24 protein-coding genes are annotated in these 23,490 nt (G+C 64.0%); 6 read left to right on the forward strand and 18 right to left on the reverse strand.

Features of this window, described 5'->3' with window-relative positions:
- Positions 1-44: 44 nt before the first annotated feature.
- Positions 45-1,199 (forward strand): ROK family protein, encoded by a 1,155-nt coding sequence (locus tag ATC00_RS11820; protein ID WP_064252890.1) that lies wholly within the window; start codon positions 45-47, stop codon positions 1,197-1,199.
- A 127-nt stretch (positions 1,200-1,326) separates the two neighbouring features.
- Here the strand turns inward: ATC00_RS11820 and ATC00_RS11825 are convergent, their stop codons facing one another.
- From ATC00_RS11825 to ATC00_RS11875, 11 genes are all read right to left on the reverse strand, one after another.
- On the reverse strand, positions 1,327-2,082 hold the full coding sequence (locus ATC00_RS11825) for an SDR family NAD(P)-dependent oxidoreductase (RefSeq protein ID WP_064252891.1): 756 nt from the start codon (positions 2,080-2,082) through the stop codon (positions 1,327-1,329).
- Between the two features lie 17 nt (positions 2,083-2,099).
- Positions 2,100-2,861, reverse strand: coding sequence for an SDR family NAD(P)-dependent oxidoreductase (locus tag ATC00_RS11830; RefSeq protein ID WP_064252892.1), 762 nt, complete (start codon positions 2,859-2,861; stop codon positions 2,100-2,102).
- A 10-nt stretch (positions 2,862-2,871) separates the two neighbouring features.
- Entirely contained in the window at positions 2,872-3,906 is a 1,035-nt protein-coding gene (locus tag ATC00_RS11835; RefSeq protein WP_064253063.1) for a proline racemase family protein, read from the reverse strand.
- Positions 3,906-5,381 (reverse strand): aldehyde dehydrogenase family protein, encoded by a 1,476-nt coding sequence (locus ATC00_RS11840; protein WP_064252893.1) that lies wholly within the window; start codon positions 5,379-5,381, stop codon positions 3,906-3,908. The genes ATC00_RS11835 and ATC00_RS11840 overlap by 1 nt, the downstream gene beginning before the upstream one ends.
- 30 nt (positions 5,382-5,411) lie before the next feature.
- Entirely contained in the window at positions 5,412-6,659 is a 1,248-nt protein-coding gene (locus ATC00_RS11845) for an NAD(P)/FAD-dependent oxidoreductase (protein ID WP_064252894.1), read from the reverse strand.
- Between the two features lie 30 nt (positions 6,660-6,689).
- Positions 6,690-7,724, reverse strand: a complete 1,035-nt coding sequence (locus ATC00_RS11850; RefSeq protein WP_064252895.1) for a proline racemase family protein — start codon at positions 7,722-7,724, stop codon at positions 6,690-6,692.
- A gap of 87 nt (positions 7,725-7,811) precedes the next feature.
- Positions 7,812-8,690 (reverse strand): dihydrodipicolinate synthase family protein, encoded by an 879-nt coding sequence (locus ATC00_RS11855; protein WP_064252896.1) that lies wholly within the window; start codon positions 8,688-8,690, stop codon positions 7,812-7,814.
- A 28-nt stretch (positions 8,691-8,718) separates the two neighbouring features.
- Complete coding sequence (locus tag ATC00_RS11860; RefSeq protein WP_064252897.1) at positions 8,719-9,384, reverse strand: amino acid ABC transporter permease; 666 nt, start codon at positions 9,382-9,384, stop codon at positions 8,719-8,721.
- 11 nt (positions 9,385-9,395) lie between these two features.
- The gene (locus tag ATC00_RS11865; RefSeq protein WP_064252898.1) at positions 9,396-10,058 is read right to left on the reverse strand and encodes an amino acid ABC transporter permease; all 663 of its coding nucleotides are present in this window, start codon (positions 10,056-10,058) and stop codon (positions 9,396-9,398) included.
- Positions 10,059-10,067: 9 nt separating this feature from the next.
- A complete protein-coding gene (locus ATC00_RS11870) occupies positions 10,068-10,847 on the reverse strand; it encodes an amino acid ABC transporter ATP-binding protein (protein ID WP_064252899.1) in 780 nt (259 codons plus the stop codon).
- A gap of 78 nt (positions 10,848-10,925) precedes the next feature.
- Positions 10,926-11,759 (reverse strand): substrate-binding periplasmic protein, encoded by an 834-nt coding sequence (locus ATC00_RS11875; RefSeq protein ID WP_064252900.1) that lies wholly within the window; start codon positions 11,757-11,759, stop codon positions 10,926-10,928.
- 194 nt (positions 11,760-11,953) lie between these two features.
- Here ATC00_RS11875 and ATC00_RS11880 point away from each other — a divergent pair, with 194 nt between their 5' ends.
- The 5 genes from ATC00_RS11880 to ATC00_RS11900 all read left to right on the forward strand — a co-directional run bounded on the left by ATC00_RS11880 (position 11,954) and on the right by ATC00_RS11900 (position 16,200).
- Positions 11,954-12,673: a GntR family transcriptional regulator gene (locus ATC00_RS11880; RefSeq protein ID WP_064252901.1), complete on the forward strand. Its 720-nt coding sequence runs from the start codon at positions 11,954-11,956 to the stop codon at positions 12,671-12,673.
- On the forward strand, positions 12,674-13,441 hold the full coding sequence (locus tag ATC00_RS11885) for a pyrroline-5-carboxylate reductase (RefSeq protein ID WP_064252902.1): 768 nt from the start codon (positions 12,674-12,676) through the stop codon (positions 13,439-13,441).
- Between the two features lie 152 nt (positions 13,442-13,593).
- On the forward strand, positions 13,594-14,145 hold the full coding sequence (locus ATC00_RS11890) for a Spy/CpxP family protein refolding chaperone (protein WP_064252903.1): 552 nt from the start codon (positions 13,594-13,596) through the stop codon (positions 14,143-14,145).
- Positions 14,146-14,176: 31 nt separating this feature from the next.
- A complete protein-coding gene (locus ATC00_RS11895) occupies positions 14,177-14,875 on the forward strand; it encodes a response regulator (protein WP_064252904.1) in 699 nt (232 codons plus the stop codon).
- A 68-nt stretch (positions 14,876-14,943) separates the two neighbouring features.
- Positions 14,944-16,200, forward strand: coding sequence for a sensor histidine kinase (locus tag ATC00_RS11900; protein WP_064252905.1), 1,257 nt, complete (start codon positions 14,944-14,946; stop codon positions 16,198-16,200).
- Between the two features lie 44 nt (positions 16,201-16,244).
- Here ATC00_RS11900 and ATC00_RS11905 read toward each other — a convergent pair whose 3' ends face one another.
- The 7 genes from ATC00_RS11905 to ATC00_RS11935 form a co-directional block, all read right to left on the reverse strand.
- Complete coding sequence (locus tag ATC00_RS11905) at positions 16,245-17,186, reverse strand: sugar phosphate isomerase/epimerase family protein (protein ID WP_064252906.1); 942 nt, start codon at positions 17,184-17,186, stop codon at positions 16,245-16,247.
- Positions 17,187-17,240: 54 nt separating this feature from the next.
- On the reverse strand, positions 17,241-18,413 hold the full coding sequence (locus tag ATC00_RS11910) for a Gfo/Idh/MocA family protein (protein ID WP_064252907.1): 1,173 nt from the start codon (positions 18,411-18,413) through the stop codon (positions 17,241-17,243).
- Between the two features lie 11 nt (positions 18,414-18,424).
- Positions 18,425-19,495: a Gfo/Idh/MocA family oxidoreductase gene (locus tag ATC00_RS11915; RefSeq protein ID WP_064252908.1), complete on the reverse strand. Its 1,071-nt coding sequence runs from the start codon at positions 19,493-19,495 to the stop codon at positions 18,425-18,427.
- Positions 19,492-20,397: a sugar phosphate isomerase/epimerase family protein gene (locus ATC00_RS11920; RefSeq protein ID WP_064252909.1), complete on the reverse strand. Its 906-nt coding sequence runs from the start codon at positions 20,395-20,397 to the stop codon at positions 19,492-19,494. The genes ATC00_RS11915 and ATC00_RS11920 overlap by 4 nt, the downstream gene beginning before the upstream one ends.
- Before the next feature lie 107 nt (positions 20,398-20,504).
- Complete coding sequence (locus ATC00_RS11925; RefSeq protein ID WP_064252910.1) at positions 20,505-21,329, reverse strand: ATP-binding cassette domain-containing protein; 825 nt, start codon at positions 21,327-21,329, stop codon at positions 20,505-20,507.
- 10 nt (positions 21,330-21,339) lie between these two features.
- On the reverse strand, positions 21,340-22,338 hold the full coding sequence (locus ATC00_RS11930; protein ID WP_064252911.1) for an ABC transporter permease: 999 nt from the start codon (positions 22,336-22,338) through the stop codon (positions 21,340-21,342).
- Positions 22,339-22,348: 10 nt separating this feature from the next.
- Positions 22,349-23,398, reverse strand: a complete 1,050-nt coding sequence (locus tag ATC00_RS11935; protein WP_082912245.1) for an ABC transporter permease — start codon at positions 23,396-23,398, stop codon at positions 22,349-22,351.
- Between the last annotated feature and the right edge of the window lie 92 nt (positions 23,399-23,490).

The following is a 23,490-nucleotide window of genomic DNA, read 5'->3' on the forward strand; positions in this document are numbered from 1 at the left end:
ATACGAGCAATAGTTATTTTAAGAAATAAATTAATGGAGCCGACGTGAGAGGAAATGCCAGCACATCGCGTGCGCTGAACCGACGATTGATCCTGAACCTGCTGCGCAGTCGCGGTCCGATTTCGCGCGCCGAGATGGCCCACTTGACGGGCCTCAGCCCTGCCGCAGTCACATTCGTCGTGGCGGAACTGATGGAAGAAGCGCTTCTCGTCGAACGCGAGGCCGTATCCGGCGCCACCGGCAGGCGGCCCGTTCCTGTCGACATCAATTATGAAGCGCATCTTGCTTTCGGCTTCAAGCTCAACAGATACAGCATCAATTGCGTCCTGACCGACCTCGCCACGACCCCCTTGGCCTTGCTAGACGCGGAGGTCGCCGATACGAGGCCAGAGGGAATGATCGAAACGATTGCCGCGACGATTCCGAAACTGCTCGCACAGGCCGATCGACAGGAAAGCGAAATCATGGGTATCGGCGTCTCGATCCCCGGCGAAATCGATCCGACGACGGGCATGTGCATCCAGAGTCCTCGCTTCGGCTGGAAGGATCTGCCGTTCGCCGAGCTGCTCGCCGAACGGGTCCATGTTCCGGTATGGATCGATGACGATGTGAACGCGTTCGCAGTGGCCCAGAAACTCTTCGGCGTCGGCCGCGATCACGCGAACTTTGCGGCGCTGGCGATCGGCGCCGGCATCGGCTGCTCGCTTGTGATCAAGGGCGAGATCTATCATGGCAGCCACAGCGCCGCCGGCAAGATGGGGCATATCACTTCGGTTCCGAATGGCCGCCTGTGCGAATGCGGTCGGAAGGGATGCCTGATGGCGCATGCGGCCGAGCCGTTCATGCTCGACGAATGGCAAAACCGGACCGGCTCCGCGATCAGCCGCGACGCCTTCGCCAGCTCTGTCGAACAAAGAGACGACCTGGCGCTTTCCATCCTTTCGGACTGCGGATCGCGGATCGGGCGACACCTGGCGGACATGGTCAACCTGTTCGACCCGGAGATCATCGTGGTGGGCGGGGAAGCCGTACAGTTCGGCGAGGCGCTGCTTGCCCCGATCCGCAAAACCATGGAGGCGTTCGCATTCTTCACCAGGCCGGAACTCGTCGCCGATTGGGTCCCGAGTTCCTGGGCCAGGGGGGCGGCCGCACTCGCGACGCAGAGGATTTTCGACTTCGAGCGCTCGCCGAGCGGCTGACGCACGGGGTCGGCCGAAAGCAGTGTCGTTTCTTCAGGTGCAGAGCTTCACGCCAGCGACCGCTGCGTTCGGCTCAGCGAGGCAGCGCGCCGCGCCTGGGAGCCGTTCGCACCGGTCCGGATATACGCTAAGCGACCGCCTGTGCGCCGGTGATCTCGACGAGCGAACCGCACATGAAGGCGGCTTCGTCGGAGGCAAGGAAGGCGACGAGGGCGGCGACCTCCTCCGGCTTTCCGATCCGGCCGAAGGGAACGAGCTTGTCGAGATCGGCAATCGTGCGTCCCGATCGCTTCACCCCCGCCTCCAGCATCGGCGTGTGGATTTCACCGGGGCAGACGGCGTTGACGCGGATCTTGTGCGGCGCGTAGTCGCGGGCGAGGTTCTGGGTGAAGGCGGCGACCGCAGCCTTGGAGGTGTTGTAGGCGATGTGGTTCGGCGCCGGATGGAGACCCCATTGCGAGGCGGTGTTGACGATGACGCCGCCGCCCGCCTCGATCATGTGCGGGATCGCAGCGCGGCAAAGATAGAACATTGAATCGAGGTTGACCGCGAAGCTCGCGTGCCAGTCGTCGTCGGTCAGCGACAGGAGGTTGCCGCGCCGGTTGATGCCCGCATTGTTGACGAGCATGTCGATGCGCTTCCTCTGGTCAAATGCTTCGGCAATCAGAGAGAAACAGGGCTCCCTTCGAGAAATGTCGGCCGCGACGGCAATGGCAGAACCTCCGGCTGAGATGATATCGGCAGCAACGGCGGCTGCCGCTTCGCCATTCACGTCGGAGACGACGACCAGCGCTCCCTCATCCGCCAGCCGTCGGGCTATGGCCGAACCGATGCCGCCGCCCCCGCCGGTAACGACCGCAACCTGACCTTCGAATCTTTGCATCTCTTGCTCCTTACGTCCTATCGAATGTAACTGCCGCCGTTGACGTCGAGCGTCGCGCCGTTCAGCGATCGCTGCGACGGCCTGAGCGCGAAGGCGACGAGTTCGGCGATTTCGGCGGCCTCAGCCATCTCGCCGATCGGTATGTCGGCAACGGCAGCCTTTTTGCCGACTTTCGCGATGAAGTCCTCGGCCATCTCCGTCCGCACCCAGCCGGGCGCGATCGCCAGTGTCACGACACCGTCGGCGCCGAAGCTGCGGGCGATCGACTTCGTGAGGTTGACGAGCGCCGCCTTCGTCGCCGCATAGGGCATGGCATCGGCCGCATAGCCGCGCTGGCCGGCGCGGCTTGCCATGTTGACGATGCGGCCGCCGCCCTGCGCCCTGAAATGCGCAAGTGCCTGCTTGCAGAGATCGGCGGCGGCGAAGAAGTTCACCTGAAACTCCTTCTGCCAGGCTTGCCGCCACGCGTCGGGCTCGGCGTCGATCGTAATCTCGGTGCGAATCCCGGCATTGTTGACGAGCGCATGGATACGGCCCGCCGCTTCTTCTGCCCGGCGCCAGAGGTCGAATGCCCCCTCGGCCGCCGAAAGGTCCGCCTGAACGATCCACCCCTCGCCGGAAATACGCGCCAGCAGCGCTTCCGCTCCCGCTCGGTCGCGGCCGTAGTGGATGATCGGACGGGCGCCCTCTTCCGCCAGGCGCTCGACGATGGCCGCGCCGATGCCGCCGGAAGCGCCGGTGACGAGGACGGTCTGGCCCGATAGGGACTGGATGGACATTGTAGCCTCCTCAACCGAGCTGATCGACCTGCGGACCCCAGCTGTCGGAGAGCGCAAAGCCGCTCCTGAATGGATCCTCGTCCGAAATGCGGAGCTGTTCGCGGCCGTAGATCCAGCCGCGTCCGGTGATCCGCGGCAGCACGGCGGGACGTCCGCCGACCTCGGTGACACCGATCGCTTCCGCCACGAACTCGCCGCCGATGATCGAGCGCGACCTGCGCCGATCGCCGACGGCAATCTCGCCGCGGGCGTAAAGTGTCGCGAGATTGGCCGAACTGCCGGTGCCGCAGGGGGAGCGATCGACGCGGCCGGGCTTCAGCGTCGTGCAGGTGCGCACCGCGCCGTCCGGCTCGCGCCCGCGAAACATCACATAGGCAATCTCGTCGACACCGCTCAGTTCCGGGTGTTTCACCGTCACCTGCTCGGAGATCTGCGACTTCAGCCCGATTCCCGCTTCGGCCAGATAACGTGCATTGGCCGGCGCAATCGCGCTTCCGACCTGATCGACATCGACGATCGCGTAATAGACGCCGCCGAAAGCGATATCGACCTTGATACGGCCCCAACGCGGCGTCTCGATCTCCCGGTCCAGCGCCTCGGCGAAACTCGGCACGTTGTCGAGGCTGACCGACAGGCAGCGGCCTCCCCGGCAGGTGGCGCGGGCGACGATCAGCCCGGCCGGTGTGTCGAGCCGCACGATCGTCTCCGGCTCCTGCATTGCGACGCGGCCGCTTTCAAGCAGGGCGGTGACGACGCAGATGCAATTGCTGCCGGACATCGGATGGGCGCGGTCGGCCTGCAGGACGATAAAGCCGGCATCGGCGTCGGGCCGCGTCGGCGCGACGAGCAGATTGACCGACATGGCGACGCTGGCGCGCGGCTCGAAGGTGACGAAGCGGCGGAGGCTGTCATCGACCTGGTTGATGTGGTTCATCTTGTCGAGCAGGGTGGCGCCGGGGATTTCCGGCGCACCCCCGACGATCACCTTGCCGATCTCGCCCTGGCAATGGACCTCGAGGAGATCAAGCGAACGATCCCAGTTCATCATTTGATGTACCAGCCCCACTTCTCGCCGGCAGCAAAGCGGGTGATCTGCTTCGTCTCGAGGTAGTTTTCGAGGCCCCAGCGACCGAGTTCGCGGCCGATGCCCGACTCCTTGTAGCCGCCCCAGGGCGCCTCGGTGAAGGTCGGCTGCGAGCAGTTGATCCAGACGATGCCGGCGCGGAAGGCGCTCGCGACCCGCTCGGCGCGGACATCGTCCTTCGACATCACCGCTGCGGCGAGACCGAAGCGGGAATCATTGGCAAGCTCGATCGCTTCCTCTTCGGTCGAGAACGGTTTGATGCAGACGACCGGCCCAAAAATCTCCTCGCGCCAGGCATCGCTCTCCAACGGCACGTCGGTCAGCACCGTCGGTTCGAGATAGTAGCCCGTGTCGAAGCCTTCCGGCCGCTTGCCACCGCAGGCGACGGTCGCACCGGCGGCTTTCGCCGCCTCGATCGCCGCAACGACCTGTTCGTGCTGGCGCTTGGAGACCAGCGGTCCGAGCAGGACTCCGTCTTCGAGACCGTCACCGATCCTGATCTTCTTCGTTTCCTCGACAAGCCGCGCCAGCAGCTTGTCGTAGATGCCCTCCTGCACGAGGACTCGCGACGTCGCCGAGCAGACCTGGCCCTGGTTCCAGAAGATGCCGAACATGATCCATTCGACCGCCTCGTCGATATCGGCATCGTCGAAGACGACGAAGGGCGACTTGCCGCCGAGTTCGAGGCTGACGCGCTTGATGTCGCGGGCCGCCGCCGCCATGATCTTCGAACCGACCGGCCCGGAGCCGGTAAAGGCAAGCTTGTCGACTTGCCTGTGGTCGATGATCGCCTGGCCGGCGACCGATCCGGAGCCGGTGACGATGTTGAGGACGCCCGGCGGCAGGCCCGCGTCATCGGCGAGCGCGGCAAGTTCGAGCGCCGTCAGCGAGGTGACCTCGGCCGGCTTCAGCACGACCGTGCAGCCGGCGGCAAGCGCCGGCGCGACTTTCCAGGCCGCCATCAGCAGCGGATAATTCCAGGGAATGATCGCGCCGGCGACACCGATCGGCTCCTTGACCGCCTTGGAGGTGAAGCGGGCGTCGGCAAGCGCGATCGGCTCTTCCGGATTGTTGTCGAGCTGTTCGGCAAGCCCCGCATAGAAGTCGAAGCAGCCGGCCGCGTCGGCGACATCCCAATCGGCTTCGGGAAACGGCTTGCCGTTGTCGATCACCTCGAGACGGGCGATCTCCGCCTGCCGGGCGCGGATGCCCTCGGCAATGGCGCGCAGGTATTTTGCTCTCTGTGCGCCCGAAAGCTTCGGCCAGCCGTCCTTGTCGAAGGCGCGGCGTGCCGCCTTCACGGCGAGATCGACGTCTTCCGCCGTTGCAGCCGCGATCTGGTGAATCACTTCTTCCGTCGCCGGATTGACGACGTCGAACGTCCTGCCGTTCGCGGCCGGCGTCCATTTTCCATCGATATAGAGTTCGCTGCGCATTGTTCGCTCCATTGTTTCCCGCGCTCGCCGTCAGAACCGGTCGACGCGGTATGGTTTGAGATCGACCGGCGGCTCAGCGCCCGTCACGAGATCGGCGATCAGCCGTCCGGTCGTCGCCGCATAGGTAAGGCCCAGATGCCCATGGCCGGTGGCGTAGAAGATGCCGCGGTGTTTCGCGGAAGGGCCGATGATCGGCACCGTATCGGGAAGCGCCGGCCGGTGGCCCATCCACTCCGTCGCCTTCTCGGCCCGCAGATCCGGCAGCGCCTCGCGCGCCCGCTTGACCAGCACTTTCGCCCGCCGGTAGTCAGGCGCCGCCTCGAGACCGGCCATCTCAACCGTGCCGCCGACGCGAATGCCGCCGGCCGTCGGCGTCACCATGAAGGCGCGCGCCGGCCAGATGATCGAGTGGCGCATCGAGATTCCCGGCGCCATGATCTGGGTGTGGTAGCCACGCTCGGTCTCGAGCGGGACCGGTTCGCCGAGAAGCCGCGCCAGCTTGCCGGTATAGGCGCCGGCTGCGAGCACGACTCGAGAGGCAGCAACCGAACGGCCATCCTTCAGGCGGACGGCTTTGACGCGATCGCCACTATCAAAACCCGCGACCTCGCCCTGCTCGATCCTGCCTCCGAGAGCGAGAAACTTTTCGCGCAGTTTCAGGAGCAGCTTGTAGGGGTCGCGGATCGAGCGGTTGTCGGGAAACAGCACCGCCTTCCCAATCTTCGTCGTTAATGCTGGTTCGAGATCACGGATGGCATTACCGCCGAGGACTTCGTGGCGGAAGCCGAAGCGCTCGAGAACCGCGATATGCTCGCGGTCAGCCCTGAACTCGGCCTCGTCCGCATAGAGGCTCAGGCAGCCCTCCTCGGTCAGCATGTCCGTCAGTTCCGCCGCCTGCAGCAGCGGCATCAGATCTTCGTAGACACGACGGCAAAGCACGGCGCCTGCCGCCTCCAGCTCTTTCACCCGCGACGGGCGGCTTGCTTCGAGAAACCGAAGGAACCACGGCGTGAGCTTCGGCAGATAGGAGGGGCGGATACGCACCGGCCCTTCAGGATCGACCAGCCATTTCGGCATTTGCGCCCAGACCGAAGGGCGCGAGGCCGGCATGAATTCGGTGACGGCGATCGATGCCATGTTGCCGTAGGAGGCGCCCTTGCCGTCCGGATTCCGCTCGACGAGCACGGCGCCCTTCCCGCGGCGTTGCAGCTCGTAGGCGATTGTGGTGCCGATAATACCGGCGCCGACGACAACGACAGGACCTTCGTTATTGCTCATCTTTTATCTTTTCTCGATGTGCTGCTGCATTTAAACCGTGGTCATCCAGGTGTCGGCCATCGTGAAGCCCTCCGGATAGGGATCGGTCGGGTCCATGCCCATCTGGTAGAGACCGGTGATCCAGGCCTGGCCGGCGATCGCCGGTATCACCGCGTCGTACGCCCCGACCTTCGTCAGTCCGTCGATTGTGCAGGTGAAGCGGCTGCCGGTGATCGACTCGTGAATGAGCGTTTCGCCGGGTTGGATAAGCCCTTTCTTATGCAACAGCGCCAGCCGCGCCGACGAGCCTGTGCCGCAGGGCGAGCGGTCGCAGCGCCCCGGCGAGACGACGACGCAGTTCCTCGCGATAAGCTGGCCATTCTCCCGCCGCAGCGGTCCCATGAACTCGGTGTTGGTGATCCCCGGAATGGCCGGGTTCTCGGGATGCTCGACGGTGAGCTGCTCGGCGGCCGCGAATTTGAGCTTCTGGCCGATTTCGCAGAGCTCGCGGGCTTCCGAGGGATCGATCGAGATGCCGAGGTCGGCGGCGTCGACCATGGTGTAGGTCATGCCGCCATAGACGATGTCGACCCGAACGGTCCCGAGGCCTGCGACTTCGATCTTGGCGTCGACATGGTAGCAGAAGGCTGGCTGGTTCACGAGCCGGACGCTCGTCACCTTGCCGTCCCTGCATTCGCAGCGCACCCTGATCAGGCCTGCTGGAGACTCGAGCGTCAATTGAGTGACCGGCTCCTGCATCGGCAGGATTCCGGTCTCGAGCAGCACCGTCGCCACGCACATCGTGTTCGAACCGGACATCGCCGGATATTCGGTCGTCTCCAGGATCACATAGCCCATGTCGGCTTCGGGGTGATTGGAGGGGAGCACGATATTGGCATTGTGCCAGACCGCCCCGCGCGGCTCGAACAGCACCATCTTGCGGATGCCGTCCATGTGGGTTTCGAGATGAACCCGCTTGTCGAACATGGTCTCGCCGGGAACCTGGCCAACGCCGCCGACGATCACCTTGCCGCTTTCGCCTTCGGCATGGCAATCGACGACCGAAAGGACCTTGCTGAAGCGCATCTCTCTAGCTCCAAAGCCGCGGAAAAGTTGTCGAGGAGCCGCTTCCCTGATTGTCGAACGGCCGGGAAGCGGCGCTTCGACTGGCGATTACCAGTTCAGGATCGGCTCCATGGCGGCGCGGAACTCGGCCTTCTCATCGTCGGTCAGCGGTCCGAGCGGCGCGCGGCACTCACCGACGGGCAAGCCCTGAAGCTCGCAGCCATACTTGATCTTCTGCACGAACTTGCCGCTTTCGAGGATGTTCATCGCCCGGTAGAGCGTCTTCATCTGCGCCCGAGCCTTGTCGAGATCGCCGGAACGGAAGGTGCGGTCCAGGTCGCAGCAGGCCTTGGCCATGCAGTTCGACGGCCCGCAGATCCAGGAATCGGCGCCCCAGAACATGAAGTCGAGCGCGATGTCATCCGAGCCGGACACCAGCTGGATGCGGCCTTCGTAGCGGCTGGCGATGTCGACCGCGCGCTGCAGAACGCCCGAGCTTTCCTTGATGCCGATGACGCGCGGATTGTCGGCGAAATGGTCCATCAGCTCGAAGCTGATGTCCGAACCATCCTTGGCCGGATAGGAATAGAGGACGAGGTTCACGTCCACGGCATTAAGCACGGTCTCATAGTGCCGGATCAGTTCGGCTTGCGTCGGGCGGGTGTAGAAGGGCGGTGCGAGCAGCACAGTGTCATAGCCGATTTCCTTGGCGATCGCCGTCTGCTCGATGACTTCGCGGGTGGCGGGGGCATTGGTGCCGGCGATCAGAATTTCGCCCGGCTTGGTGAAGTCCTTGACGAATTGCAGCACGTCGCGACGCTCTTGCGTGGACTGGCTGAAATACTCACCGGTCGAGCCGTTCGGAACCCAGCCGGTGACGCCGGCCTCGCGCAGATGGGCCAGCAGCTTTTCAAAGGCCTTGAAGTCGACCCTGTTGTTCGCGTCGAACGGGGTGACGAGGGCGGGCATGACGCCAGAGAGTTTCATGGAGGTTCTCCTTTCGAAAGAATTCGGTTCAGATCGCGAGCTTGGTGAGCACGCGCCGCTCGACCAGCGTGACGGCACGGGTGAGCGGGAAGGCGATGAGGAAGTAGATGAGGGCGACCACCGTCAGCACCTCGATCGGCCGCGCCGTGTTGTTAGAAATGTTCTGGCCGACGAACATCAGGTCGGCCATGCCGACGGCGGAAACGAGCGCGCTTTCCTTGAACAGGCTGACGCAGTTCGAAAGCAGCGTCGGGACGGCGCGCAGCACCGCCTGCGGCAGGATGACGTTCGTCACCTGGACGCGGCGCGGCAGGCCGAGTGCGACGCAGGCGTCGAGCTGTTCCGGACCGATCGATTTCAGCGATGCCCGGAAGGTCTCGCTGGTGATCGCGCCCATGTAGAGGGTGAGCGCGATCACGCCCGAAGTGAGGTTGGAGAGCTCGACGCCGAGGATGAGCGGCAGGCAGAAGAAGATCCAGAAGAGCTGGACGAGCACCGGCGTGCCGCGGAAGAACTCGACATAGACGCTGGAGACAGCCCGCAGCAGAGCGCTACGCGATGTGCGGGCGAGGCCGATGAAGAAGCCGAGGCTGCAGCCGAGGACGATGCAGATCAGCGTTAGCTTGACGGTCATCCAGAGGCCGAGAAGCAGCGCTTCCTGGAAGCGAAGGATGATGGAAAAGTCGAGAGCCATGGGTCTTCTCCTCAGCTCATCATCAGTTGGCGGCGGCGTTCGAGGTAGCCGACGACCTGCGAGACGGGGAACGAGACGGCGAAATATACCAGAGCGACGAGGGTGAAAGTCTCGATCGGCCTGTACGTCTCCGTCGCCAGCGTCTTCGCCTGGTACATGAGGTCCTGCACGGCGACGATCGCGACCAGCGCCGTCTGCTGGAAGATGCCGATGCCGTTGGTGAGCAGTACGGGGATCGACGCCCGCACCGCGGTCGGCAGCACGATATAGAGGGTGCGCTGCAGCGGGTTGAGGCCGAGCGCGATGCCGGCATCGAGCTGCTCGCGCGGAACTGCCTGGATCGCGGCGCGATAGGCCTCGGCGTTGAAGGCCATCAGGTTGAGGCCGAGCGCCAGGATGCCCATCGTCATCGAGCCGAGGAAGACGTTGAACAGCATCGGCACGCAGTAGAAGAACCAGACGATCTGGACGATAGCCGGGGTGCAGCGGAAGAATTCGACGAAGAGCATCGCCGGCAGCCGCACCGGCGCGAAGCGGCTCATGATGAGGAGCGCCAGCGGAAAGCCGAGCACGACGCCGATTATGTTGGCAGCGACCGTCAGCTCAAGCGTGACCATCAGTCCCTCCCAGAGGGGACCGAACGAGACGGACTGGAAGTCGAAGGAATAACCCATCTCGCCCTCCTAATGCCGGATATGGAAGACGCGGTCGATGAAGTCCTTCGTGCGCTCTTCCTTGGGCGCGCCGAGCACCTGCTCCGGCGGTCCGTCCTCGACGACCACACCGCCGGCGCAGAAGATGACGCGCGAGGCGATGTTCTTCGCAAACCACATATCGTGGGTGACGATCATCATCGGCATGTCCTGGGCGGCAAGCTGCAGGATCACCTGCTCGACTTCGGCGACGAGCTCGGGATCAAGCGCCGAGGTCACCTCGTCGAACAGCATCAGCTTCGGATCGAGCATCAGGGCGCGGGCGATTGCGACGCGCTGCTTCTGTCCGCCGGAAAGCTGCGCCGGATAGGCATTGGCCTTGGCGCCGAGGCCGAAGCGCTCGAGCAGCGCCTGGGCGCGCTTGGTGGCGCTCGCCTTGGCTTCACCCCGGACCTTGCAGGGCGCGAGGATCAGGTTCTGGATAACGGAGAGATGCGGGAACAGCGTGTAGTGCTGGAACACCATCCCGATCGAGCGCCGCACCTCGGTGTCGATCTCAGTTTTCTTGTCGGCGCTCTCGGACGAGATATAGGGCTTGCCGCCGAAGCGGATCGAGCCGCTGTCGATCTTCTCTAGCCCCATCATGACGCGCAGCAGCGTGCTCTTGCCGCCGCCGCTCGGGCCGATGACGACGACCCGTTCGCCGGGCTTCATCTCGATGTCGAGGCCCTTGAGCACCTGGATATGCGGGCCGTAACTCTTGTGGAGGGACTGGATTTTGACAAGGGGAGCACTGAAGGACATGGTCATCGCCGACCTCGCTGGTCAAAAGAAGGGATGAGAGTGGCCGGGCTAGCGCGTGGCCGCGCCCGACCCTCTACCGTTTCGTTACTGGGCGCTCTTCAGCACGTCATCGACGGCCTTGCGGATCAGTTCATCAACGTGACCGGTCGCGACTTTTTCCTCGAGGAAGATGTTCACCACCTCGACGTCGGCAGCTGACAGCTGATGCGGCAGGCCGAAGGCGACGCCCTGCTTCGCCAGCGCCGGCGTCGGGTTCAGCGCGACCGCCCAATCGGGGTTCGACTGGGTGAAGAGCTGGTTGGTGTCCGAGGCATCGACGAGGATGTCGGCGCGGCGCGATACGACGGCGAGGCGCGTTTCATCGTTACCCGGGAGGCGCAGGATCGCGGCGTTCTTAACCGCGGCGGTGATCGCCTTGTCCTGGGCGGTGCCAGACATGACCGCGAGCGTCACGTCCTTCTTGTCGATATCGGCAACCGAAGCTGCGCCGGTCGGGATCTTCGGGTTCTCCTTGTTGTAGGCGAGCGAGATCTGGTACTCCATGGCGGGAACGGAGAACTGCACGGCCATGGCACGCGCCGGCGTCCTGTTCAGCGCCAGCGAAAGGTCCCATTTCCCCGCCTGCAGGCCGGCGACGATATTGTCCCAGGTGGTGTCGACGAATTCCGGCTTGACCTTCAGCGTCTCGGCGAATTCGCGGCAGAGATCGGCGAAGAAGCCGGAATATTCGCCGCTCGCCGGATCGCGCATCACATAGGGCGGAGCCACAGCCGCGCCGCAACGAAGGACGCCCGCCTTCTGCACGCCCTGCCAATAGCCTTCGGCGGTCTGGGCGGATGCGGCGGTGGTTGAAAGTCCAGCGATCAGGGCAAGCGCAGGCATCGCCCGCATTGCGGACGCAAGCATCTTCGAAAGCATCTTCAATTTCCTCTGTTTGATGTGCGCGGTGCGCGGTTCCACCCGTCGGCTATCGCCGATCTTGTTCTTTTGTCGTCTACGTGTCGACACGATATTTATGTCGGCAACGTGTCGACATTGTCAAGCGGAGAATTTACATTGTCTCGGCGGGGCTCTTCTGGCGTTATGCGTCCGAACGACGGAAAGGGACGTATGTGTCTGACGAAACTGAAACCAAGCGCGCCAGAGGCACCGGCTGGAAAAATGTCTACGAGACGCTCCGAAACGAGATTCTGGCGCTGACGCTCGCTCCCGGCCAACTTCTCGACGAAAGCACGCTTGCCGAGCGCTTCGACATGTCGCGCTCGCCGGTGCGCGAGGCATTGATCCGGCTCGCCGGCGAGGATCTGGTCGTGACGCTCGCGAACCGCAGCACGATCGTGGCGCCGATCGAGGTCGCGACCTTCCCGAAATATGTCGAGGCGCTGGATATAGCCCAGCGCATGAACACCCGGCTTGCCGCGGAACTGCGCACGGAGATGGACCTCAAGACGATCGCCAGGCGGCAGAAGGAATTCGAAGCGGCGGTCAAGACCGGCAATCACCTCGAGATGTCCGAGGCCAACAAGCAATTCCATATGGCGATCGCCCATGCCGGCCGGAACCCCTATCTGGTGTCGTTCTACGAGCGGCTGCTCAACCAGGGCCAGCGCATGCTACATCTCCACTTCGAATATCTGGAGCGCACCCACGAGGGCTATCTGCTGACCGACGAGCACAACCAGATGCTCGAGGCCATCCGGGCAAAGAATGTCGACCTCGCCGACGAGTTGGCGCATGCCCATACGCGCCAATTCCAGCAGAACTTCATCAATTTCATGCGCGAGAACTACACGACGGACGTTTCGCTCGGACGGCGCAAGGCGGCGGAATAGATGCGGATCGGCTTCGTCGGCACAGGAACCATTACCGAGGCGATGGTGACGGGGATCGTCGCTTCCCCGCTCGATGTGGCGGAGATCATCGTTTCGCCGCGCAGCCGCGAGATCGCCGCCCGGCTCGCGGGCCGGTTTCCCAGCGTGCGGATCGGAAGGGACAATCAGGAGGTGGTCGATGTGGCCGAAATCCTGTTCCTGGCAATCCGGCCGCAGATCGCAGAGGAAGTGATTGCCGAGCTCGCTTTCCGGAAAGGCCAGGCGGTCGTCAGCGTCATCGCGGCGACAGACCGCCCCAGGCTTCTAAGCTGGATCAACGAAGAGGTGAACCTCACACAGACGGTTCCCCTGCCCTTCGTCGCCGATCGTGAAGGCGTTACTGCGATCTATCCGCCGAACCCGGGCGTTGCCGCTCTGTTCGCCGCCCTTGGCACCGCAGTCGAATGCGAGACGAAGGAGGAATACGACCTCCTCGCCGCCGCCAGCGCCCTGATGGGCACCTATTTCGGCATTCTCGACCGGACGACCGGCTGGCTTGCCGAGAAAGGCATGGAGCGCGAGAAGGCCCGCGCCTATCTGGCTCCGCTCTTCGCCAGCCTGGCGCAGACGGCGGTCAGGGCCCAGGCGACGCCCCTCGATACGCTCAGGCGCGAGTTCTCGACGCCCGGCGGCTTGAACGAACAGGTGTTCGCCGATTTCGAACGCGGCGGCGGAAGCCGCGCCTTGACCGAGGCGCTTGAAGCGGTGCTGCGCCGGATAAGACGATAGCGAGTCAGTCGGTCCCCGCTTGATCCGCGACGCCAGGCCGCGGTCGATGCTTCGGCTTTACATTTCTTTACATTCGCCCGGAAGGCTCGAAACGTTGCCCTGTTAGCTTTCCTCCATTGCAGCAGGTGCTGCGGAGTGAAAGGAGACTGACTATGGAAAACGAGGACAAGACCCTGTCGAGCCCGGCCGCCGGAGTGCCCGCTTCGAAAGGCTGGGGACGGCGCGTCGCGATCGGCGGGCTCGCCGCCGTCGGCGTTGTCGGCGCGGTCGGATTTGCTGCCGCGCGCAGCGATGATTTCGGTTTCGGCATGGGCCGTTTCGGCATAGCCGGCCATATCATGCACGCGCATATGGGAGGAGGCGGCTTTATGGAACAGCGGATCGGCTCCATGCTCGATGAACTCGACGCGACGCCCGAGCAGGAAGACAAGCTTTGGGACATCATCGACAAGGCGCGCACCGAGATCAGGCCGACTTTCCGGGACTTCCGCGAGACGCGCGAGGAGGTTATCGAACTCCTCGGTGCGGCGACCGTCGACCGCGCCGCCGCCGAGAAACTGCGCAGCGAGCGCATTGCCGCGATCGACGCGGCTTCGCGCAAAATGACGACTGCGCTCCTCGAAGCCGCCGAAGTGCTGACGCCGGAGCAGCGCGCCAAGCTTGCAGCTCATTTGAAGGAGCGCAGGGGCCGCGGCCCGTGGTAAGACCAACGAGCGATTGAACGGAACGGAAGCGATGGCGGAACGGGTCTTGATTGTTGACGACGATACGCGCCTCTCCGCCATGCTTGCCGACTATCTCTCCGGAAACGGCTTCACCGTCCACACCGCTGCGACGGCCACGGCGGGCCTGACTGACCTCGGCCGCCGTGCGCCGGACGTCGTGATCCTCGACGTCATGCTGCCCGACTTTGACGGCTTCGAGACCTGCCGGCGCATGCGCGCGCTGTCAGACGTGCCCATCCTGATGCTGACGGCCAAGGGCGAAGAGACGGATCGCATCGTCGGCCTGGAGCTCGGGGCCGACGACTATCTGCCCAAGCCCTTCAATCCGCGCGAGCTGCTGGCGCGGCTGAAGGCCATCCTGCGCCGCCGCAATGGCAGCGCGGCGGTTTCCAGGACCTTGCGCTTCGGACGGCTGGAGATCGATCCGGGCTCCCGCTCGGTCCGGATCGACGGCCGCGAATGCGGGCTCACCAGCTACCAGTTCGACTTGCTTGTGGCACTTGCCGAAAATGCTGGCCGCACGCTGTCGCGCGAGCAGTTGATGGACGCCGTGAAAGGCGAGGAGCTGGAAGCCTTCGACCGGTCCATCGACGTCCATGTCTCGCGCATCAGGGCGGCCATCGAGAGCGATCCCAAGCATCCGCGACGCATCGTCACCGTGCGCGGCGCCGGCTATGTCTTCGCCCGCTTCCAGGACGACGAGAGATAAAGGATGTCGCCCAAAAGTGTGCAGCGGTTTTGGGATAACGACATGCATCCAAACAGAGACCTAGAGCGATGCGCAACCGGCTGTTCCTGAAAATCTACCTGACGCTGCTGGCGAGCCTTGCGGCAGTCGCCGTCGCCAGCGCCGCCTTCGTCTGGCTCGGACAGGGCGAGGAGGATGTGAGCTGGCAGAGCCAGCGCGCGCGGTTCGTCGCAGCACTCATCCCGTTGGACATGGACCGTCAGTCGGTCGAGGCGACGTTGAGGCGGTTTTCCAGGGCCTTCGACGCCGACCTTGCGGTCTATGATCGAAACGGCCGGCTGATCGCCGGCGCCGGCCGGCCGCTACCGCGCGACATTCTCGAGCGGCGCTGGCGCCACGACAGAGGCGACGTTCAAACCATGGTGACCGAGTTGCCCGACGGCCGCGCCGTGGCCGCGCGCATGGCGCGGCCCTTCCGCCCGGCCGGCCGCAATCCGCTCGCCTATCTGGCCCTGATCGCCGGGGTCATCGGGCTCGCCGCCTATCCGGTGGTGCGTCACCTGACGCGCCGGCTTGAGCGGCTGCGCGCCGGCGTCGATGCCTGGGGGCGGGGCGACTTCGTGGCCCGCGTGCCGGCGAATGGCCACGACGAAGTGGCGGCGGTGGCGAAGAGCTTCAACAGGGCCGCCGATCACGTCGAACGGCTGATCAAGTCGCACCGCGCTCTTCTCGCCAATGCCAGCCACGAATTGCGGTCGCCGCTTGCCCGGCTGCGCGTGGCGATCGACCTCTACGAGCAGGCGCCGGACGACAACCGCAAGGAGGAGATCATCCGCAACCTCGCGGAGCTCGACACGCTGGTCGAGGAGATCCTGCTGGCGAGCAGGCTCGACCATGTCGAGCGACTCGATGCGCCCGAGCCGGTCGACCTCCTCGCCCTGGTCTCGGAAGAAGGGGCGCGCAACGGCGTCGAGGTCTTAGGCATGCCCGCGACCGTCAGAGGCGATGCGCGCCTCATCGGCAGGCTGGTGCGCAATCTGATGCAGAACGCGCTTCGCCACGGCGACCCGCCAGTTTCTGCCACGGTCGCGCAGGCGGACGGTAAGGTGGAACTCAGGGTCCGCGATCACGGCCCGGGCATAGCAGAGAGCGAGGGCGCCCGTGTATTCGAGCCGTTCTACCGGCCCTCGGGACGCAGCGAGGCCGCGGGCGGCTGGGGCCTGGGGCTGGCGCTTGTGCGCCAGATCGCCGAGCGCCACGGCGGTGCCGTCCGCTACGAATCCCCGCCGGGCGGCGGCGTCTGCTTCATCGTGACGCTTCCCGCGCATCGCGACGCCGGGGCCTGAAGTGCCTCGCGCGCCGGAAAAGACGCGCGGCGCCCTAGAGGCTCTCAGCGGCTGATCGTTGCCTTGAGCGCGTCGATGGAGGACTGGATGCCGGCCTCCGTGGACATGGTGAAATCCTCCATCTCGAGGCTCACCCAGCCGTTGTAGCCGCACATGCGGACGACCGAGAAGAACTCCTTCCACCATTGCAGGTCACGGCCGGCGCCGACGGCGACGTAGTTCCAGCTGCGATTGGCAACGTCGGTGACCTCCTTCAATTCGAAAAGGCCGTTCACATCGGCAAGCCCCCGCTCAATACGGGTGTCCTTGCCGTGGCAATGGTGGATCGCACTGCCCAGCGCGCGGGCCGAGGCGATTGGATCGGCGCCCATCCACATCAGATGCGACGGGTCGAGGTTCATGCCGACCATCGGGCCGACCTCGCTGCGCAGGCGGAAGAGGGTCTCGGGATTCCAGACAAGCATCGCCGAGAAGTTTTCGAGCGCGTATTTCTCGACGCCGGCCTCCTTGGCGAGCTTCACCAGATCGTGCCAGAGCGGGAAAGCGCGGTCCTCCCACTGATAGCGATCGCGTTCCGGCATCTCGTCGGGCCAGCTCTTGGTGTAGACCAGCCAGTTCGGTACCATGTCGCCGGGCGCTGCTTCCGGCAGGCCAGACATGGTCACGATGGTCTTGACGCCGATTTCACCGGCGAGGCGGATCGTCTGCTCCATCTCCTCTCGGTGACGCTTGCCCATGGCACCCGGATCGAGCGGGTTGGCCGAGCAGTTGAGCGCCGCGATTTTAAGGCCACGGGCCTCGATCTCCCTGAGCTTCGTCCTCAAGAGCGCCCTGTCGGACAAGAGTTCGTCGGCCCGGAAATGCGGCGCGCGGGACCACCCGCCGCCGGTCATCTCGATGCCTTCGACACCGAGTTTGACGCATTTGTCGAGCATATCGGTGAAGGAGAGCTCTCCCATCACATCGGTGCAGATCGATAGTTTCATGTTGTCTCTATCCAAAAAAAGGGGGGCGCCCGAAAGCGCCCCAGGTGGTGGAGCTCAGTGAAAGTCAACCCAGGCGGAGCCGGCGTCAGCCGAGCGGACGCAGTTCTCCAGCCAGCGGACACCTTCGGTGCCTGCCTTGATGCCCGGGTAGTGATGTGTCTTCAGGAAGACCTCGTCGCCGCGCTTTCTCGCGTCGATCGCCTGCGCGATCCACAGGTAGATGTTCGACCAGCTGTCGCCCAGACCTTCGGTATGCAGCGCGCCCATGCGGTCGACGGCGAGGCTTTCTTCCTCGAGATAGGGCATGCCGTGATGGAGCGTGCGGTTCGGCTCGCCCTGCACCTCGTAGATCAGCTGATCGGGATGGCTGTCGCTCCATTCAATCGAGGCCTTGGAGCCGATGAAACGGTAGCGCTGCGACCCCATGTTGCCGGCGTTGACCGACGAAACCCAGAGACGGCCCCGCGCCCCGTTGTCGTAGTGCATCAGCACGGTCGCATGGTCTTCAAGCGGCGCACGGGTCGGGATGAAGGCCTTGCGGTCGCAGAGCAGCTTGTCGATCTTCAGATGCGGCAGGACGATCTCGGACAGGTAATAGAGATGCGTGCCTATATCGCCGAGAACGAAGGTGGGACCGGCGGTCTTAGGGTTGGTGCGCCACTTCACGGCCTCGCCGGCGCCGACGTCGTCGCCCGAGTTGAAGCCGTGGGTGTATTGCATATCGACGATGCGGATATCGCCGAGCATGCCCTTCTTGACCATGGCGGCCATCTGGTGAACCAGCGGGTGGCCGGTGAAGCCGTAGGTCACCCCGACGATCAGTCCCTTTTCCGCGGCAAGCCTTTCGACCTCCTCGCATTCGGCCACGGTGAAGAACAACGGCTTTTCGCAGATGACGTGCAGGCCGGCCTCGAGGCAGGCCTTGGTGATCTCGTAATGGGTGAAATTCGGCGTCGCGATCGAGACGACCTCGACGCCGTCCTCGCGTGCCGCCTCCCTGAAGATCAGTTCCTTGTAGTCGGCATAGCAGCGGTCCGCCTCGACGCCGAGTCTCACGCCGAAATCACGGCCGCGTTCGGCGTCGAGATCGAAGGCGCCGGCGACCAGCCGATAGGTGCCGTCACGCAGCGCCCCGGTGCGATGCTTGTAGCCCACCTGGCCGGTGCGGCCGCCACCGACCATGCCCCAGCGGAGCGGCCGATCGATAAGTCTTTCGCCATTCAGCATTTTTGAACCTTTCAGGACTGTTGTCTTCTTGACCGTAGGGCGTGACCGGAAACGTCGGTTACCGGGGGCGCCTCCAATGTCGTGGAGTAGAGCGAAGGGCGGTCGCGCATGCGGACCGGCTGGAGTTCGCCGCTTTCGACTGCCTTCAGCGCCGCATCGGCGACCAGCGTGGCGGCATAGCCGTCCCAGGTGGAGGGGCCGGTCGCCGTTCCCCGCGCCGCGGCGCCAATCCATTCGCGGAACTCCTGGTCATAGGCCTCGATGAAACGCCCGCGCCAATCCGCCGGCACCAACTGGCGCACGCCATGGATGTCGCGGATGACGGTCGCCGGACGGAGCGGCAGGCTTGCGGTGCCCTCCTCGCAGCTCACCTCGCCGCGGATGTCGTAGCCGTAGGCGATGTTGACCGAGATCTCGACATCGACCAGTACACCGGAGCCCATGTGCAGAAGCACCACCACAGGATCGCGCAGCTCCGTGCCGCGGCGCGAGCGGCGCGGCACGCGAACCTCGACACCCCTCACCTCGTCGTTCAGAAGCCAGCGCGAAATGTCCGCATCATGGACGAGCGTGTCGTTGAGCGGCATGTCCGAGGTATAGAGGCCCTCGGGAACGGCCGCATTGCGGTGGGTCGAATGGAACATCAGCGGCGCACCGAGCGTGCCGGAGTCCAGCGTCGCCTTGAGGCGGCGATAGTCGGCGTCGAAGCGGCGCATGAAGCCCACCTGCACCAGGCGGCGCCCGAACGCCACCTCGGCCTCCATCACCCTCAGCGCTGCGGCCGCGGTCGTGACCAGCGGCTTTTCGCAGAACACGGGCTTGCCGGCGGCGATGCAGTCGAGAAGCTGCTCCTCGTGGGCGGGTCCCCACGAGCAGATGACCACCGCCTCGACCGTCTCGGAGCGGATGAGATCGCCCGCCGTGGCAAAGACCGCCGCCCCCTCAGGCGCGACCGCGGCAGCACGAGCCCCGTCGATATCGCTCACCGCGATCACTTCGGCGCCCGACAGGACCTGGGTCAGACGGCGGATGTGGTCCTGGCCGATCATGCCCGTTCCGATGACACCGACCTTGAGGGTCATTTCGCCCCCCAGTACTTGTCGATGTAGCGCTGCATTTCGGCGCGCATGAATGTGCCGGAATGATCCGCCTTGTCTTCCCAGGCGAAGACGCAGGCGGTCATGATGCCGTCGAAGCCCACTTCGGCGAGGGTGGCGAAGAAATCGTCCCAGGGAACCTCGCCCTGGCCGATGTTCAAGTGCTGATGCACGCGGGCCTGCGTGCCCGGAGGGTTGAGAATGTAGCGCAGGCCCGAAGAGGCCTTGTGGTTGAACGTATCGCCGACGTGAACATGCGCGAGCACATCTCTCGCCTCGCGCAGCATCGCCTTCGTGTCGTCGCCGAAGTAGAAGGTGTGCGGTGCGCAGTAGAGGAACTTGACGTTCTTCGAGTTGACCGTGCGGATGATGTCGAGAGCGGGCTGCAGCGTCTCGCACCAATCTTCCGGATGGGGCTCGACGTGAAGCATGATGCCTTCGCGCTCGAAGACCGGGACGAGCTCTTCCATCGATCGCCACCAGGCGTCCTCGCAGGCTTCGATCATCGAGCCGGTGTGGCAGCAGTAGCACGAGTCCTTGTCGGGATGCGGTCCGCGACCGAACTCCGAATTCATCGTGTCGACGCCGAGTTCGACAGCGATCTCGATGGCCCGCTTCCAGTGCTTTACCGCCGCCTGACGCTCGGTCTCGTCATTGGAGGCCCAGCGATACATCGGCAGCAGGGAGGCAATGCCGACATTGGCGTCGGACAGCGCCTTCTTGAACGACTTGACACGGTTAGGGAAGACGCGCGGCGCCTTGAACCATTCGAGGAAATCGCCGCGAGGCGAAAGCTCGATCCAATCGTAACCGAGTTCCTTGACCTTGCTGGGCAACTCCTCAAGCGAGAGATGGCGATGCATAAACGGGTCGATTGCAATCTTCATTTTGACCTCCAGATTCCGGACGCAAGCCTCCCGCCTTCGACTGCGGTCTTTTCAGGCGCTGTCGAAGCTGCGGGTATCGCGCAGTTCGTTTGTGATGCCGTCAGCGATTACTGGGCTGGCGGCGGTGGATGTCCCTCATGACTTGCCATGTAGGTTTCGATTTGAGCCTCGAGGTCCGCCATCGTTTCCCCGCCTGCCATCAGGTCGGTAATCTCCTCACGGGTCTTCTCGCCCCTGCGGAAATCAGCGGCGATTGCCCCGCGGATGAGGACGGCGAAGTGATCGCCCACCGCCATCGCATGCATGACCTGGTGGGTGATGAAAACCACTGCCAGTCCCCGCCGCTTCGCCTCGTTGACGATCCTGAGCACATGGGCCGCCTGTTTCACGCCGAGAGCGGCGGTCGGTTCGTCGAGGATCAGCACCCGGGCGCCGAAATGCACGGCACGGGCGATTGCAAGCGACTGGCGTTCGCCGCCGGAAAGCCCCCCGACAAGGCGATCGCCATCGTCGATGCGGGTGATGCCGAAGTCCTGCACGGCCTTGACGGCAATCTCGTTGGCCGTCTTGCGGTCATAGACCTTGAACGGTCCCCAGCCCTTGGTCGGTTCGACACCGACGAAGAAGGAACGGCCGATCGACATCAGCGGAAAGGTGCCGCCGAATTGATGCACCGTCGAGATGCCCTTTTCCTGCGCATCGCGCGGCCCGCTGAACTCGACAGGCTGACCGTCCATCAGGATGGTGCCGCGCGTCGGTTTGTGCACGCCCGCAAGCGTCTTGATGAGCGTCGACTTGCCGGCGCCGTTGTCGCCGAGCAGGCAGAGCACCTCGCCCGCACGGACCTTGAGCGAGATGTTGTGAAGCACGTCGATAGGACCGAAGCTCTTGTCGACATTTTGAAGTTCAAGGATCGGAGTCTTGTCTGACATGGTTGGACGCTCACTTCTTTTTCTTAGGCACGAAGCTGAGTGCCATTCGCCGGAACGTGTTGTTCATCAGAACCGCGGCCATCAGCATCACGCCGATGATGAGGTTTGACCAGTTGCGGTCGATGTCGGTGAAATAGATGCCCTGGTTGACGACGGCGAAGGTCAGGGCGCCGAGGAAGATGCCGGCGACCGAGCCGAAGCCGCCGGTGAGCAGCACGCCGCCCACGACAATCGAGACGATCGTGTTGAAGATATAGTTCATGCCGCCTGAGACCTGCGCGGAGTTGAACAGGATCGCCCCGCACATGCCGACGAAGGACGCGGCCGTGCTCGATAGGACAAAGAGAGCAATCTTCAGCCGCTTGGTCGGGATCCCGGCATTGCGGGCGCTGACCTCGTCTCCGCCCATCGCGAAGATCCAGTTGCCGTAGCGCGTCGCATGCACCACGAAGCCAAAGATCACCGTGAGGGCAAGCCACCACAGGATAATGACTTGGAACTTGCCGAGGATGAGTTGGCCGAAGACCGTCTTCGCCCAGGCCGGCGCGTCGAGCGGAACCGAGGCGGCCGCGGTCAAAATGACGGAACCCGCAAGGACGAGACCCTGCACGGCGACCAGCGTGCCCAGCGTGATGATCAGCGAGGGCACGCTCGTGCGCACCGCCAGGAACCCGTTTGCCAGTCCCACCAGCACGCCGAAGGCCAGCGCACCGAGCATGCCGATTACGATCGGCAGGTCGTAATAGCCCGACAGAATGGCGATCGACATCGACCCAGCCGGGATCATCGCGCCGATCGAGATGTCAAGCTCGCCAGCGATCATCAGAAGGCCGACCGGCAAGGCGACGATGCCGAGATTGGCCGCGAAATTGACCCAGCTTGCAGCGCCGAAGAGCGCTCCCAGGCTGACGCCACCAAAAGCCACATAGAAGGCGATCACCGCGACGAAGCTCAACACGGCCCCGAACTCCGGGCGGCGTACGAATTGTCCTATGGAAAAGGCGTTCATTTCCCGGCCCTCATCTCTTCTTCTTCGCTGCGTAGGACATCGCCATCAGCCGGAACCTGTCGTTCATCATCACAGCGAGCAGCAGCAGCGCGCCGATGATGACGCTGCCAAGGTTTGGGTCGATGCCGGTGAAATAGACGCCCTGGTTCACGATCGCGAAGGTGAGCGTACCGAAGACGATGCCCACCACCGAGCCGGCGCCCCCGGTCAGAAGCACACCGCCGATGACCACGCACATGATCGAATTGAAGATGAACGACTGCCCCGCGAGCACCTGCGCACTTTGATAGACAAACACTTGGCTGACGCCGACGAAAGCGGCAGAGAAGCCCGACAGCATGTAGAGCCCGACGGTCAGTCTTTCCGTCGGGATGCCGGCATTGCGGGCCGAGACCTTGTCGCCACCCAAGGCGAAAATCCAGTTGCCGACAGGCGAGATGTGCAGCAGGTAGAAGAACCCCGCGACGAACAGGACCCACCAGAAGATCGTCACCTGAAACATGCCGCCGATGAACTCGCCGAGGACCGCCTTGGCGGTCGGGCTCGGCACGAGCGACACGCCGGTGCTGCCGGCGATGAGCACCGTGAAGCCCAGCGTCAGGCCCATGACGCCGAACATGGAGCCGATGGTGACAATCAAAGACGGCACCCCGGTGCGATTGACGATGAAGCCGTTGAAAAATCCGACGAGGAGCCCAACGCCAAGACCGGCAGAAATTCCGACACTCTCCGGAAGGCCGTAGTGGCCGGAGATGATGGCGACCGTCAGCGATGCCGCTGGAATGATCGCGCCGATAGAGAGGTCCATTTCCCCCGCAATCATCAAGAGCCCGACCGGCAGCGCGACGAGGCCGATCTCGGCGGCGATGTTGAGCCAACTCGCATAGCCCGCAGAGGACAGGAAGACACTGCCGCCGATCATGGCGAAGAAGACGAACACCGCGATCAAGCCCAGGAGCGACCCCGCTTCGGGCCGGCGGGAAAGCTGGCCGATGGTCGCTCTGATATTTTCGCCACCGGAAGGAACGGAGGAGACGGGGAGACTATTTGTCGTGTTCATTTGACACCACCAATGAAGCCGAAGACCGGTAACGGTCGGCGCTTTTGGAAGACTGGAAGCCGCCTGCCTCGAGCGGCGGCTTCGCGACGTGC

Origin of the sequence: Sinorhizobium americanum, from assembly GCF_001651855.1 — a bacterium.
Taxonomy (GTDB): Bacteria; Pseudomonadota; Alphaproteobacteria; order Rhizobiales; family Rhizobiaceae; genus Sinorhizobium; species Sinorhizobium americanum.

Excerpts from the sequence above, each read along its gene's own strand:
- ATC00_RS11825 (WP_064252891.1), bottom strand. The coding sequence starts at position 2,082 with ATGCAAAGATTCGAAGGTCAGGTTGCGGTCGTTACCGGCGGGGGCGGC.
- ATC00_RS11830 (WP_064252892.1), bottom strand. The coding sequence starts at position 2,861 with ATGTCCATCCAGTCCCTATCGGGCCAGACCGTCCTCGTCACCGGCGCT.
- ATC00_RS11835 (WP_064253063.1), bottom strand. The coding sequence starts at position 3,906 with ATGAACTGGGATCGTTCGCTTGATCTCCTCGAGGTCCATTGCCAGGGC.
- ATC00_RS11840 (WP_064252893.1), bottom strand. The coding sequence starts at position 5,381 with ATGCGCAGCGAACTCTATATCGATGGAAAATGGACGCCGGCCGCGAAC.
- ATC00_RS11845 (WP_064252894.1), bottom strand. The coding sequence starts at position 6,659 with ATGAGCAATAACGAAGGTCCTGTCGTTGTCGTCGGCGCCGGTATTATC.
- ATC00_RS11850 (WP_064252895.1), bottom strand. The coding sequence starts at position 7,724 with ATGCGCTTCAGCAAGGTCCTTTCGGTCGTCGATTGCCATGCCGAAGGC.
- ATC00_RS11855 (WP_064252896.1), bottom strand. The coding sequence starts at position 8,690 with ATGAAACTCTCTGGCGTCATGCCCGCCCTCGTCACCCCGTTCGACGCG.
- ATC00_RS11860 (WP_064252897.1), bottom strand. The coding sequence starts at position 9,384 with ATGGCTCTCGACTTTTCCATCATCCTTCGCTTCCAGGAAGCGCTGCTT.
- ATC00_RS11865 (WP_064252898.1), bottom strand. The coding sequence starts at position 10,058 with ATGGGTTATTCCTTCGACTTCCAGTCCGTCTCGTTCGGTCCCCTCTGG.
- ATC00_RS11870 (WP_064252899.1), bottom strand. The coding sequence starts at position 10,847 with ATGACCATGTCCTTCAGTGCTCCCCTTGTCAAAATCCAGTCCCTCCAC.
- ATC00_RS11875 (WP_064252900.1), bottom strand. The coding sequence starts at position 11,759 with ATGCTTTCGAAGATGCTTGCGTCCGCAATGCGGGCGATGCCTGCGCTT.
- ATC00_RS11885 (WP_064252902.1), top strand. The coding sequence starts at position 12,674 with ATGCGGATCGGCTTCGTCGGCACAGGAACCATTACCGAGGCGATGGTG.
- ATC00_RS11890 (WP_064252903.1), top strand. The coding sequence starts at position 13,594 with ATGGAAAACGAGGACAAGACCCTGTCGAGCCCGGCCGCCGGAGTGCCC.
- ATC00_RS11895 (WP_064252904.1), top strand. The coding sequence starts at position 14,177 with ATGGCGGAACGGGTCTTGATTGTTGACGACGATACGCGCCTCTCCGCC.
- ATC00_RS11900 (WP_064252905.1), top strand. The coding sequence starts at position 14,944 with ATGCGCAACCGGCTGTTCCTGAAAATCTACCTGACGCTGCTGGCGAGC.
- ATC00_RS11905 (WP_064252906.1), bottom strand. The coding sequence starts at position 17,186 with ATGAAACTATCGATCTGCACCGATGTGATGGGAGAGCTCTCCTTCACC.
- ATC00_RS11910 (WP_064252907.1), bottom strand. The coding sequence starts at position 18,413 with ATGCTGAATGGCGAAAGACTTATCGATCGGCCGCTCCGCTGGGGCATG.
- ATC00_RS11915 (WP_064252908.1), bottom strand. The coding sequence starts at position 19,495 with ATGACCCTCAAGGTCGGTGTCATCGGAACGGGCATGATCGGCCAGGAC.
- ATC00_RS11920 (WP_064252909.1), bottom strand. The coding sequence starts at position 20,397 with ATGAAGATTGCAATCGACCCGTTTATGCATCGCCATCTCTCGCTTGAG.
- ATC00_RS11925 (WP_064252910.1), bottom strand. The coding sequence starts at position 21,329 with ATGTCAGACAAGACTCCGATCCTTGAACTTCAAAATGTCGACAAGAGC.
- ATC00_RS11930 (WP_064252911.1), bottom strand. The coding sequence starts at position 22,338 with ATGAACGCCTTTTCCATAGGACAATTCGTACGCCGCCCGGAGTTCGGG.
- ATC00_RS11935 (WP_082912245.1), bottom strand. The coding sequence starts at position 23,398 with ATGAACACGACAAATAGTCTCCCCGTCTCCTCCGTTCCTTCCGGTGGC.